Below are 12,826 nucleotides of genomic sequence, written 5' to 3'. Positions count from 1 at the left end.
TGTAAAATTCGTTTATTTAAAAATATTTTTTCAATTTTACTTTTATCAAAAACTTTATAAAGAAAATCTAAGAACCTGTTTAAAATCTTTTAGAGAATAGGATAAAATGATTATATATTTTAAAATAAGAGGTATATATGTGTAAAAATTATCCTAGTAATGTTAGCAAAGAGCAATTTGAAAATATAAAATCAATTTTAGAAAATACTAAAAAGAGAACTAAACCAAGAAGTTTAGATTTATATGAAGTATTTTGTGCAGTTTTATATGTATTAAAAAGTGGTTGCCAGTGAAGAATGTTACCAAAAAATTTTCCAAAATGACAAATTGTATATTATTATTTTCAAGCTTGAAGTAAAAATAATGATAAAGAACCTAGTGTATTACAATTAGTTTTAAAAAAAATTAGTCAAGGCATTTCGTATCAATAATGGTAGAAAAGAACAAACTAGTTTTTGTATAATTGATTCACAAAGTGTTAAAAATACAGATACTACTAAAAATAAAGGTTATGATGCTGGTAAAAAGATTTCAGGAATAAAGCGTCATATTGCTGTTGATTCTCAAGGTTTACCACATGCAATTTACATAACCACAGCAGAAAAAAAAGATCGTAATAGTGCTATAATAATGATTGAAAATGAAAAAGAGAATCTTTCTGCAGTTCAAAAAATACTAGTAGATGCTGGTTATACTGGTGAAAAATTTGCTTCTAAAATTAAAACAATTATAAATGCAAATGTTGAAGTTATAAAACGTAATGAATTACATTCTTTTGTAGTATTACCAAAAAGATGAGTTGTAGAACGAAGTTTTGCATGATTAGAAAAATGCAGAAGATTATGAAAAAATTGTGAAAAAAAATTAAATACTAGCTTACAAATGATTGTTATTGCCTTTATTTCAATTTTATTGAAAAGATTTTAAACAGGTTCTAAAACATCATTTTTATTAAATTTATTTTTTAATCAATATCTAAATCTCAAACTTTCTAAACTTACATAATATTGAAAATCTTTAAAATAATCGGTATTAGCAACATAATCATAACTTCCACCAATTAAATTAGTAATACCTTGTTCATTTGGTTTTGTTTTAAATAAATAAAATTCTTTTGCTTTTTCACATGCTTGTACTAATTCTTATAGGCCACTTGCCACTTGCCACTTGCCACTTAGCCCTTTTTACTAGACCATTAATTTAAAAAACCTGAATGTATTCTAAAAACAATTGTGTTATATAATTAACACTAATTTTAACCTGAAAGGATTTTTATTAATGGATAAAATTAAACAAATAGCATTAGTAATTAACAAATTAAATATCAAAGAAAAAATTAAAATTATTGATGATTGTAAAAATCAATATTCAATTAGAAACCTATGTCAATATCTTCAATTAAACAGATCAACATATTACTTTTTAAAAAATAAACAAAAACCTATTAAAAAAGAAGAAAATCATATTATTAAATGCAATCATAAATATCAAAAAATATGCCAACTTTTAATCGAATTTCATTCTACAAGAAAAGGCAGAATTTATGGATATTTAAGAATTTTTTCAGCTTTTAAAGAGTGATTAAAACAAGAAAAAAATATCATTTTAAATATAGAATTATCAATAAAACAAATGCGAAAAATTATGAAAGAACACAATATTCAAGGATTAAAACAAACTAAAAATAACTATCCTAAAAACAAAAAAAATCCAAATAAGTGAATACCTACAATGGATAAAGTAAACAAAGATTATAAAAGTACAACCTCTTCAAATCAAATTTGATCAATGGACACTAAACAAATAAATACTAAAGAAGGATGATTATATCTTTTTGTAATTATTGATTTTTATTCAAATAATGTTGTTAGTTATAATATTGCTCCTAATAAATCATATCAGGATTTAATTCTTCCTGCTCTTGAAAAAATCAACAAACAATTTTCTTGAAATCAAGTAAAAAATGTTATTTTACATTCAGATAACGCCAACGAATTTTATTGTCAAGATATCACAAAATGAGCAGAGGATAAACAAATAATTTTAAGCAAAAAACAACCTTATGATATTGGTGGTAATGTATTATCTGAAAACTGATTTTCTCATTTATCTCAAGAATGACTACCTAAAGGATCAAATCAATATTTATCCATCAATGAAGCTATAAATGATGTAAATCAATATGTTATGTTTTATAATTATGAAAGAATACATTCTAAATTTCTAAAACCACCAATTTTACAAATTAAAATTTAGAATTTTATATCAAAAATGGTCCAGTAATTAAGGGCCAACCACCATAATAGGAAATAAAAAAATACGATATTAATAAAACGGGAGATAAATTAATATTTTACTACAAATTATCTTGAACCAACAATTATTAGTAGTATAATGAAAAGGTATGTTCATTCATTATTTTAAGAATTAGTATAATTAAAAGTGTAACTGCAATTAGCTAAAATATTTAGGAGGAAAATTTAAATGTGAGTTGAGAAATTTGATAATCCCCAAAAAGAAATTTTTCAAATATTAAATGAAAAAGGAGTAATTAATCCTAATTTTGTTGATTATTTAAAAAAATTTGATAGTAAGGTTTTATTAAAAGCATATGAAAACATGTGTTTTTCACGAATACAAGAACAAATGCAAATGGAATTAAACTATGAAAAAGATGAAAAAGGACAAGTTAAATTAGTAAATGGAATTCCAAAAGTAATCGGAAAAGTTATTAACTTTTTATCTTCAAAAGGTCAAGAAGGTGTTGAAGTTGCTTATGCTAGTTGTTTACGACCAGGTATTGATTGATTAGTACCAGCCTATCGTAATAATGCAGCATGAATTACTGCTGGATATCCAGTTGAAAAAGTAATTCAATATTGATTAGGAAATGAAATGGGAAGTCAAATGCCGAAAGGTGTTAATATTTTACCAGTTAATATTCCAATTGCTACTCAATATTCACATGCAACAGGTATTGCTTTTGCTGAAAAATATAAAAAAGATAAAGGAATTGTTATTACTACGATTGGTGATGGTGGTACTTCTGAAGGTGAGTTTTCTGAAGCAATTAATTTTGCTGCTATCCATAAATTAGCTGTTGTTTTCTTTGTTGAAAATAATCAGTGGTCATTAGATACACCAACTGCTAAAGCAACAATGAGTCCAACTTTTGCACAAAAAGGAACAGCATTTGGCGTACCTAATATTCGTGTTGATGGTAATGATTTTTTTGCTGTTTATTATGCTACACAAGAAGCAATTGAAAGAGCAAAAAAAGGTAATGGTCCTTCATTAATTGAAGCTGTTACTTATCGTCAAAATGCGCATTCTGCTTTTGATATTAAAAAAGATTATTTTTCTGCTGAAGATTATAAAATTGAACAAGAATGATTAAAAAAAGATCCAATTGATCGTATTAGAGAATATTTAAAATCAATTAAACTTTGAGATGACAACAAACAAGCAGAATTAGATAAACAAATTACTAAAAAGGTTAATGATGCAATTACTTGAGCATTAAAAAATGAAAATGTTTCAATTGATGAAATATTTGATTATACATATGAAAAATTAACACCACAATTAATAGAACAAAAAGCAGAAGCAAAAGCTTTCTTCAATGAAGGAGAGAAAAAATAATTATGAAAAGAAATAATGTGCAAGCTATTACTTTAGGCTTAGAATTAGCAATGAAAAAAAATCCTAATGTTGTTGTTTATGGTGAAGATTCCGGTAATGTTGGTGGTGTTTTTCGAGCAACTAAAGGTTTACAAGCAAAATTTGGCGTTAATCGTTGTTTTGATGCACCAATTGCTGAAGCAGTTATTGCTGGTAGTGCCGTTGGAATGGCAATTAATGGTTTAAATCCAATTATTGAAATGCAATTTTCAGGATTTGCTTTCCCTGCTTTTCAACAATTGTTATGTCATGCTGCACGAATGAGAAATCGTTCTCGTGGTAGATTCACTTGTCCAATGGTAGTACGTATGCCTTCATATGATTGAAATAACGGTAATAATGGTGCTTTGGAGCATCATTCAGAAGCAATTGAAGCTTTATTTTGTCATATTCCAGGTTTAAAAGTAGTTATGACTTCAAAACCTAATGATACTAAAAAATTATTATTGGCAGCAATTGAAAGTCCAGATCCTGTTATTGTTTTAGAATGTTTAGGAACTTATTTCAATAGTTATACTAGCAATAATTATACATATGATGTTAGAGAAGAAGTTAGTGATGCTTATGAAGTGGCTGTTCTTGGTAAAGCTAAAGTTCTTAAAGAATATAAGTCTGAAGAAAAACCTGATTTAACGATTGTAACTTATGGTTCAAAAGTTTATGATTGTGAAGCTGCTGTTAAAATTTTAGAAGAAAAAGAAAATTTTAAAATTGAATTAATTGATTTACAAACATTACAACCATGAGATGAAGAAACAGTTGTTAATTCTGTTAAAAAAACAGGAAGATTATTAGTTGTTTCAGAAGCGGTTCGTTCATTTTCAGTTGCTTCAGAAATTATTACCGTTGTTAATGAAAAGTGTTTTGAATATTTAGAATGTCCTCCAACAAGATTAACAGGTTATGATATTACTGTTCCACTGTCTAAAGGTGAAAAATGATTTATAATTAGTCCAGATAAAATTATGGAAAAAGTTAAACTAATGATGAATTATCCAGTTTAGTTAGTTGTTTAAAGAAAGGAAAGTGAAAAGATGGAATTGAAGTTTAAAGATATGGATGGAATCGATGAAGTTACTGTAACTCAAATTCATGTTAAAGTTGGAGATAATGTAAAAAAAGGTGATAATGTTGTTGATATTGAAGCAGATAAAGCTTCAGATAGTATTAAAGCCGAAGCGGATGGTAAAGTTTCTAAGATTCTTGTTAAAGAAGGAGATAGTATTAAATCAGGTGCTGTTATTGTTGAGTTTGGTGGAACGATTAGTGATAATAAAAGTCCTTCATCAACAAATTCTTCACCAAAATCTGAATCAGTTGCTAGTACATCTACAGTATCACCAGTTGAATTACCAAAACAAAATGTGCAACCTATTCAACAAACGGGTAAAGTATTAGCAACACCATTAGCACGTAGAATGGCTCGTGACTTAGGTGTTGATATGGGAACAATTAAAGGAACTGGTCCTCGTGGTAGAATTTTAAAAGATGATTTATTAAATGCCAAGAATGGTGGTACAACAACCAGTACTACTGCATCAACAACACCTATTAATTCAATATCTTCAGTTTCTGCTACAACTATTAGTTCACAAGGTATTAATGTTACTAAAATCGAAAGTTTTGGTAATGTTGAACATTTACCATTATCAGGAATTCGTAAGGCTGTTGCTAATCAAATGTCATTATCAGTTTATACAGCACCACATGTTAGTTTAATGATTAATGTTGATGCTGAAAACTTAGTACAATTACGTGCAACTTTAAAAGAACCAGCGGAAAAAGATCCAGATGGTAGTGCTAAATTAACATTTATGCCATTCTTTGTAAAGGCTGTTGCTAAAGCGTTAAAAGAAGAACGATTTAAATTACTTAATTCAACTTTGAACATGGTTAATAATGAAATTCTTGTTAAAAAATATTATAACATTGGTATGGCAGCTGATACTGAAAAGGGTTTAGTAGTTCCTGTTATTAAAAATGCTGATCAACTTTCATTATTTGAAATAGCAAGACAAGTTAATTCATTAGGTGATAAAGCTCGTAAGGGGCTATTAAAAGGTGATGAAATGCAAGGTGGATCATTTACTATTACTAATTTTGGTTCAGCAGGAATTGAAATGGGAACACCAGTTATTAATTATCCAGAGGTAGCAATTTTGGGTCTAGGGATGATGCAAAAAAAACTAATTATTGCTGATGGTAAAATTGTTGAACATAAGTTCTTTCCATTATCACTTTCAATTGATCATCGTGTTATTGATGGTGCACCTGCTGGTTATTTCCTTTCTCGACTTAAAGAGTTATTAGAAAATCCAACATTAATTTTAGCTTAAGGAGAAAATGTAAAAGATGTCTAACTATGATTTTGATTTAATAATTATCGGGGCAGGCCCTGGTGGTTATGTAACAGCGGCTCGAGCAGCAAAGATGGGTTTAAAAACTGCAATTGTTGAAAAAGATAACTGAGGTGGAGTCTGTTTAAATGTTGGATGTATTCCTACTAAGACGTTACTAAAGGGCGCAAAAGTTTTTCATTATATTGAAAATGCTGATAAATATGGTGTTGCTATTAAAGATAAAAAAAATATTGAAATTAATTGAAAAGTAATGCAAGATCGTAAAACTGGTGTTGTTAAAGGTTTAACTGGTGGAGTTGGCTTTTTAATGAAAGCTAATAAAGTAGAACAATTATTAGGGATTGGAAGTGCTATTGATAAAAATACGATTTTAGTGAAAGCTAAAGATGGTAAAGAAAAGAAATATACTACTAAATATATGATAATTGCTACTGGTTCAAAAGTAAAAATGTTTGATAATCCTAATGGTCCACAAGGTTTAAGTGAAAAAGATTTAAAAACAAACCAAACATTATTAACTTCGACTGAAATTCTTTCTTTAAAAGAAGTTCCAAAAACACTAACTATTATTGGTGGTGGTGTTATTGGAATTGAGTTTGCTTGTTTATTTAGTACACTTGGTACTAAAGTTACTATTATTGAATATTTAGATCGTATTTTAGCATTACTAGATGAAGATATTAGCACAACTTTAACTAAAATTCTTGAAAAAAATGCTGTTAATATTATTACTGGTCATAGTGTTAATGAATTAAAGGATAAAACTTTAACTTATTATGCTGCAACCGATAAAGAACATAAAAAACCATTAACAGTAACTAGTGACTATTGTTTATTAAGTACTGGAAGAACGCCGATTACTGAAGGTTTTACTAATTTGGGAATTCAAATTAAGCCTAATCAAGCATTTGCCGTAAATAATAAATTGGAAGCTTTAGATGCTAACAATAATGTTATTGATAATATATATGTAATTGGAGATGCTAATGGTCAAAGAATGCTTGCTCATGTTGCATCAACACAAGGATTAGCAGCGCTTAATAATATTTTAGTTAAAGAAGGTAGAACGGATACTGATAATCATCCATTGAAAGAGCAAGAAGTAGATTATAATAAAATGCCTAGTTGTATTTATTCATTCCCAGAAGTGGCAAGTGTTGGTTTAACTGAAACTGAATGTAAATCTTTAGGTAAAGAATATTTGATGAAGAAAATACCATTTACTATTAATGGTAAGGCATTGGCTGATGGTGAGACTGATGGTTTTGTTAAAATAATTATTGATAAAAAATATGGAGAAATCCTAGGTGCTCATATTTTATGTTCAACGGCTACTGATATAATTGCTGAAATTGTTAATATTATGCAAACGGAAGGTACTATTGTTGAATTAGCCTCTTCTTGTCATCCACATCCAACAATGTCAGAAGTAGTTATGGATGTTGCACAAGATTTAGAATTAGAATGATACAAAGTTAATAAAAAATAGAAAATAATAAAAATGTACCTTTAAATTTTTAGGTACATTTTTATTGTAAAATTAATATAATATTGATTAAATTAAATTAAGTAACGTTTTTGTTTTATTGTTTGTTTTTATAATTTTTTATGTTAAGATTTGTTTGTTATTAAAATATATAAAATTGGTTTTTAAAACCTAGAATTAGCGATTTTTATGTATGGATATTCAACAAGATTTTTAGGTGGTTGGCAGTGGGTTGGCCCTTAATTACTGGACCATTTTTGATATAAAATTCTAAATTTTAATTTGTAAAATTGGTGGTTTTAGAAATTTAGAATGTATTCTTTCATAATTATAAAACATAACATATTGATTTACATCATTTATAGCTTCATTGATGGATAAATATTGATTTGATCCTTTAGGTAGTCATTCTTGAGATAAATGAGAAAATCAGTTTTCAGATAATACATTACCACCAATATCATAAGGTTGTTTTTTGCTTAAAATTATTTGTTTATCCTCTGCTCATTTTGTGATATCTTGACAATAAAATTCGTTGGCGTTATCTGAATGTAAAATAACATTTTTTATTTGATTTCAAGAAAATTGTTTGTTGATTTTTTCAAGAGCAGGAAGAATTAAATCCTGATATGATTTATTAGGAGCAATATTATAACTAACAACATTATTTGAATAAAAATCAATAATTACAAAAAGATATAATCATCCTTCTTTAGTATTTATTTGTTTAGTGTCCATTGATCAAATTTGATTTGAAGAGGTTGTACTTTTATAATCTTTGTTTACTTTATCCATTGTAGGTATTCACTTATTTGGATTTTTTTTGTTTTTAGGATAGTTATTTTTAGTTTGTTTTAATCCTTGAATATTGTGTTCTTTCATAATTTTTCGCATTTGTTTTATTGGGTGGTTGGCCCTTAATTACTGGACCATTTTTGATATAAAATTCTAAATTTTAATTTGTAAAATTGGTGGTTTTAGAAATTTAGAATGTATTCTTTCATAATTATAAAACATAACATATTGATTTACATCATTTATAGCTTCATTGATGGATAAATATTGATTTGATCCTTTAGGTAGTCATTCTTGAGATAAATGAGAAAATCAGTTTTCAGATAATACATTACCACCAATATCATAAGGTTGTTTTTTGCTTAAAATTATTTGTTTATCCTCTGCTCATTTTGTGATATCTTGACAATAAAATTCGTTGGCGTTATCTGAATGTAAAATAACATTTTTTACTTGATTTCAAGAAAATTGTTTGTTGATTTTTTCAAGAGCAGGAAGAATTAAATCCTGATATGATTTATTAGGAGCAATATTATAACTAACAACATTATTTGAATAAAAATCAATAATTACAAAAAGATATAATCATCCTTCTTTAGTATTTATTTGTTTAGTGTCCATTGATCAAATTTGATTTGAAGAGGTTGTACTTTTATAATCTTTGTTTACTTTATCCATTGTAGGTATTCACTTATTTGGATTTTTTTTGTTTTTAGGATAGTTATTTTTAGTTTGTTTTAATCCTTGAATATTGTGTTCTTTCATAATTTTTCGCATTTGTTTTATTGGGTGGTTGGCCCTTAATTACTGGACCATTTTTGATATAAAATTCTAAATTTTAATTTGTAAAATTGGTGGTTTTAGAAATTTAGAATGTATTCTTTCATAATTATAAAACATAACATATTGATTTACATCATTTATAGCTTCATTGATGGATAAATATTGATTTGATCCTTTAGGTAGTCATTCTTGAGATAAATGAGAAAATCAGTTTTCAGATAATACATTACCACCAATATCATAAGGTTGTTTTTTGCTTAAAATTATTTGTTTATCCTCTGCTCATTTTGTGATATCTTGACAATAAAATTCGTTGGCGTTATCTGAATGTAAAATAACATTTTTTACTTGATTTCAAGAAAATTGTTTGTTGATTTTTTCAAGAGCAGGAAGAATTAAATCCTGATATGATTTATTAGGAGCAATATTATAACTAACAACATTATTTGAATAAAAATCAATAATTACAAAAAGATATAATCATCCTTCTTTAGTATTTATTTGTTTAGTGTCCATTGATCAAATTTGATTTGAAGAGGTTGTACTTTTATAATCTTTGTTTACTTTATCCATTGTAGGTATTCACTTATTTGGATTTTTTTTGTTTTTAGGATAGTTATTTTTAGTTTGTTTTAATCCTTGAATATTGTGTTCTTTCATAATTTTTCGCATTTGTTTTATTGATAATTCTATATTTAAAATGATATTTTTTTCTTGTTTTAATCACTCTTTAAAAGCTGAAAAAATTCTTAAATATCCATAAATTCTGCCTTTTCTTGTAGAATGAAATTCGATTAAAAGTTGGCATATTTTTTGATATTTATGATTGCATTTAATAATATGATTTTCTTCTTTTTTAATAGGTTTTTGTTTATTTTTTAAAAAGTAATATGTTGATCTGTTTAATTGAAGATATTGACATAGGTTTCTAATTGAATATTGATTTTTACAATCATCAATAATTTTAATTTTTTCTTTGATATTTAATTTGTTAATTACTAATGCTATTTGTTTAATTTTATCCATTAATAAAAATCCTTTCAGGTTAAAATTAGTGTTAATTATATAACACAATTGTTTTTAGAATACATTCAGGTTTTTTAAATTAATGGTCTAGTAAAAAGGGCTAAGTGGCAAGTGGCAAAATAAAATAACAAATTGAGTTTTTAAGAGAAAAGAAAATAAATTTATTAAAAAGAATGATTTAAAAGTTGAAAGAAAAAGATATGAAAAACAAAAATTAGAAAGAAAATTTCAAAATTTAAATAATCAAGTAAAAGAATTAAAACAAACATTAGAATTTCAAAGTAAATTATTAGAAATTAATAATGAAAATTTAAGAAATAATGAACAAAATAAAACTATAAGAACATTTATTTTATAAGGAGTGAATTAATTTTATGAAAAAAGATAAATGAAAAAATATGTCAAGACAAAAGTTGCATAAGAAAAAAGCAAAAAGAAATTTTGACCAAAGATTAAGTGAAAATATGAATTATGATGATTTTTTATTAGGGGGTAAAAAATAATGGTTAAGTGAATAGTTGTGATAATTGCTGTGCTTGGTACTTCTTGGGCTTTTAAAGGTACTATTAAAAAGATAGTTTGAAAATTTAAACATAGAAAACACAATATAGTTGATCCAGATTGTTGATATTGTAAAGAACAAAAGCGTAAAGAAAGAGCAAGAAAAGAGTTAGAGGAGGGAGGTGATTAGTATGCCAAAAGGATTTAAAATTAGTAAGTGGTGAATTTATTGGTAATCAAGGTACTTATATATGTTCTTATTATAGTGATACAGTTGGTGTTCCGTCACAAGAGATAAATATGGGGTCTGGTGTTTATACTTTTAATAGAAAACAATTGGATGAATTTTCACGTATTATGTTTAATCATAATTATGTTGCAGAAAAGAATACTAATCGTTTGAATTTTGTTAATGTTGATAGGAGAGTTATAAATTTTCAAACACAGTTAAATTTTGAAATTGATAAACCTTTAAGTTTTTATATTCAAGGTTTTATGTTTTATTTTGAATATGAATATTTTAAAACTTTTACTGCTAATTTTGTTTTTAGTTTTTTAGATAATGTTGGTGATACAAAGTATGTTTTTAAAGGTAAGGTTGATAATGATATTTATCAGCAAGATTTATATAATTTTGTTACTAGCCACTTAGCCCTTTTTACTAGACCATTAATTTAAAAAACCTGAATGTATTCTAAAAACAATTGTGTTATATAATTAACACTAATTTTAACCTGAAAGGATTTTTATTAATGGATAAAATTAAACAAATAGCATTAGTAATTAACAAATTAAATATCAAAGAAAAAATTAAAATTATTGATGATTGTAAAAATCAATATTCAATTAGAAACCTATGTCAATATCTTCAATTAAACAGATCAACATATTACTTTTTAAAAAATAAACAAAAACCTATTAAAAAAGAAGAAAATCATATTATTAAATGCAATCATAAATATCAAAAAATATGCCAACTTTTAATCGAATTTCATTCTACAAGAAAAGGCAGAATTTATGGATATTTAAGAATTTTTTCAGCTTTTAAAGAGTGATTAAAACAAGAAAAAAATATCATTTTAAATATAGAATTATCAATAAAACAAATGCGAAAAATTATGAAAGAACACAATATTCAAGGATTAAAACAAACTAAAAATAACTATCCTAAAAACAAAAAAAATCCAAATAAGTGAATACCTACAATGGATAAAGTAAACAAAGATTATAAAAGTACAACCTCTTCAAATCAAATTTGATCAATGGACACTAAACAAATAAATACTAAAGAAGGATGATTATATCTTTTTGTAATTATTGATTTTTATTCAAATAATGTTGTTAGTTATAATATTGCTTCTAATAAATCATATCAGGATTTAATTCTTCCTGCTCTTGAAAAAATCAACAAACAATTTTCTTGAAATCAAATAAAAAATGTTATTTTACATTCAGATAACGCCAACGAATTTTATTGTCACGATATCACAAAATGAGCAGAGGATAAACAAATAATTTTAAGCAAAAAACAACCTTATGATATTGGTGGTAATGTATTATCTGAAAACTGATTTTCTCATTTATCTCAAGAATGACTACCTAAAGGATCAAATCAATATTTATCCATCAATGAAGCTATAAATGATGTAAATCAATATGTTATGTTTTATAATTATGAAAGAATACATTCTAAATTTCTAAAACCACCAATTTTACAAATTAAAATTTAGAATTTTATATCAAAAATGGTCCAGTAATTAAGGGCCAACCACCCTATGCCTATTCGTGTTCCAAATTTAAGACATTTAACAGTATTTTTTGATGTTCATGGTGATTCATTTTCACATATGTCACCACGGTTAAATTTTGGTCAAATTAATATTTTTTCAAGTGAGAAAGTAACCCCAGTACCACCAAATAGTCCTTTTAATCCTGAGTATGAGCGTGTTAGTTGATATGATGTTTTTGGTCATTTGCGTAATGCTTTTAGGTGAGTACTTTATGGCGTTGTTGGTAAAGTTTTACCAGTAGAACCATTAAGAGAGTTTTTTACTAAACTTGACGGATTATTGAGACGTATTTTTGATGATACTATTAGTTCTGTTTTAAATGTTGATTTTACTAGTGGTTTAGAACAAGTTTTAACATTGTGAGTATTTTTAAAAGCAGTTGGGTTTTTAGTTGGTTAGGAGTT

At 26.1% G+C, this 12,826-nt stretch carries 14 protein-coding genes; 11 read left to right on the top strand and 3 right to left on the bottom strand.

The genetic code is table 4. The features are described 5' to 3' along the window. Positions 1-137: 137 nt before the first annotated feature. From AAHM96_RS04285 to lpdA, 6 genes are all read left to right on the top strand, one after another. A protein-coding gene (locus AAHM96_RS04285; RefSeq protein ID WP_342272755.1) for an IS5 family transposase occupies positions 138-927 on the top strand; the annotation gives its coding sequence in 2 pieces (ribosomal slippage) (positions 138-398 and positions 400-927; 789 coding nt in all). A 351-nt stretch (positions 928-1,278) separates the two neighbouring features. Further along, a complete protein-coding gene (locus AAHM96_RS04280; RefSeq protein ID WP_342265776.1) occupies positions 1,279-2,256 on the top strand; it encodes an IS3 family transposase in 978 nt (325 codons plus the stop codon). Positions 2,257-2,484: 228 nt separating this feature from the next. Continuing rightward, positions 2,485-3,642 carry a thiamine pyrophosphate-dependent enzyme gene (locus tag AAHM96_RS04275; RefSeq protein WP_281749245.1) on the top strand — a complete coding sequence of 386 codons (1,158 nt, stop codon included), beginning with the start codon at positions 2,485-2,487 and terminating at the stop codon, positions 3,640-3,642. Positions 3,643-3,644: 2 nt separating this feature from the next. Beyond that, positions 3,645-4,685 (top strand): alpha-ketoacid dehydrogenase subunit beta, encoded by a 1,041-nt coding sequence (locus AAHM96_RS04270; protein WP_342272754.1) that lies wholly within the window; start codon positions 3,645-3,647, stop codon positions 4,683-4,685. A gap of 30 nt (positions 4,686-4,715) precedes the next feature. Beyond that, entirely contained in the window at positions 4,716-6,017 is a 1,302-nt protein-coding gene (locus AAHM96_RS04265) for a dihydrolipoamide acetyltransferase family protein (protein WP_342272753.1), read from the top strand. Between the two features lie 16 nt (positions 6,018-6,033). Next, positions 6,034-7,530, top strand: coding sequence for a dihydrolipoyl dehydrogenase (lpdA, locus tag AAHM96_RS04260; RefSeq protein WP_342272752.1), 1,497 nt, complete (start codon positions 6,034-6,036; stop codon positions 7,528-7,530). Positions 7,531-7,797: 267 nt separating this feature from the next. Here the strand turns inward: lpdA and AAHM96_RS04255 are convergent, their stop codons facing one another. From AAHM96_RS04255 to AAHM96_RS04245, 3 genes are read right to left on the bottom strand one after another with little or no spacing between them, the layout of a single operon-like run. Then, positions 7,798-8,421, bottom strand: coding sequence for a DDE-type integrase/transposase/recombinase (locus tag AAHM96_RS04255; RefSeq protein ID WP_342272751.1), 624 nt, complete (start codon positions 8,419-8,421; stop codon positions 7,798-7,800). Positions 8,422-8,475: 54 nt separating this feature from the next. Continuing rightward, on the bottom strand, positions 8,476-9,099 hold the full coding sequence (locus tag AAHM96_RS04250) for a DDE-type integrase/transposase/recombinase (protein WP_342265927.1): 624 nt from the start codon (positions 9,097-9,099) through the stop codon (positions 8,476-8,478). A gap of 54 nt (positions 9,100-9,153) precedes the next feature. Next, positions 9,154-10,131 (bottom strand): IS3 family transposase, encoded by a 978-nt coding sequence (locus AAHM96_RS04245; RefSeq protein WP_342265776.1) that lies wholly within the window; start codon positions 10,129-10,131, stop codon positions 9,154-9,156. Between the two features lie 374 nt (positions 10,132-10,505). Between AAHM96_RS04245 and AAHM96_RS04240 the strand changes: the two genes are divergently transcribed. The 5 genes from AAHM96_RS04240 (at position 10,506) to AAHM96_RS04220 (ending at position 12,821) form a co-directional block, all read left to right on the top strand. Next, positions 10,506-10,634, top strand: a complete 129-nt coding sequence (locus AAHM96_RS04240) for a hypothetical protein (RefSeq protein ID WP_281749165.1) — start codon at positions 10,506-10,508, stop codon at positions 10,632-10,634. After that, positions 10,634-10,822 carry a hypothetical protein gene (locus tag AAHM96_RS04235; RefSeq protein WP_342272750.1) on the top strand — a complete coding sequence of 63 codons (189 nt, stop codon included), beginning with the start codon at positions 10,634-10,636 and terminating at the stop codon, positions 10,820-10,822. The genes AAHM96_RS04240 and AAHM96_RS04235 overlap by 1 nt, the downstream gene beginning before the upstream one ends. Positions 10,823-10,932: 110 nt before the next feature. Continuing rightward, entirely contained in the window at positions 10,933-11,310 is a 378-nt protein-coding gene (locus tag AAHM96_RS04230) for a hypothetical protein (protein WP_342272749.1), read from the top strand. 74 nt (positions 11,311-11,384) lie between these two features. After that, the gene (locus AAHM96_RS04225) at positions 11,385-12,362 is read left to right on the top strand and encodes an IS3 family transposase (RefSeq protein ID WP_342272748.1); all 978 of its coding nucleotides are present in this window, start codon (positions 11,385-11,387) and stop codon (positions 12,360-12,362) included. A 45-nt stretch (positions 12,363-12,407) separates the two neighbouring features. Continuing rightward, positions 12,408-12,821, top strand: coding sequence for a hypothetical protein (locus AAHM96_RS04220; protein WP_342272747.1), 414 nt, complete (start codon positions 12,408-12,410; stop codon positions 12,819-12,821). The last annotated feature ends 5 nt before the right edge of the window (positions 12,822-12,826 follow it).

The organism is Spiroplasma endosymbiont of Acasis viretata, assembly GCF_964031275.1.
GTDB classification, from domain to species: domain Bacteria; phylum Bacillota_I; class Bacilli_A; order Mycoplasmatales; family VBWQ01; genus Spiroplasma_E; species Spiroplasma_E ixodetis_A.
Note: the sequence above shows the minus strand (reverse complement) of the source record. Positions and strands in the feature narration are given on the sequence as shown.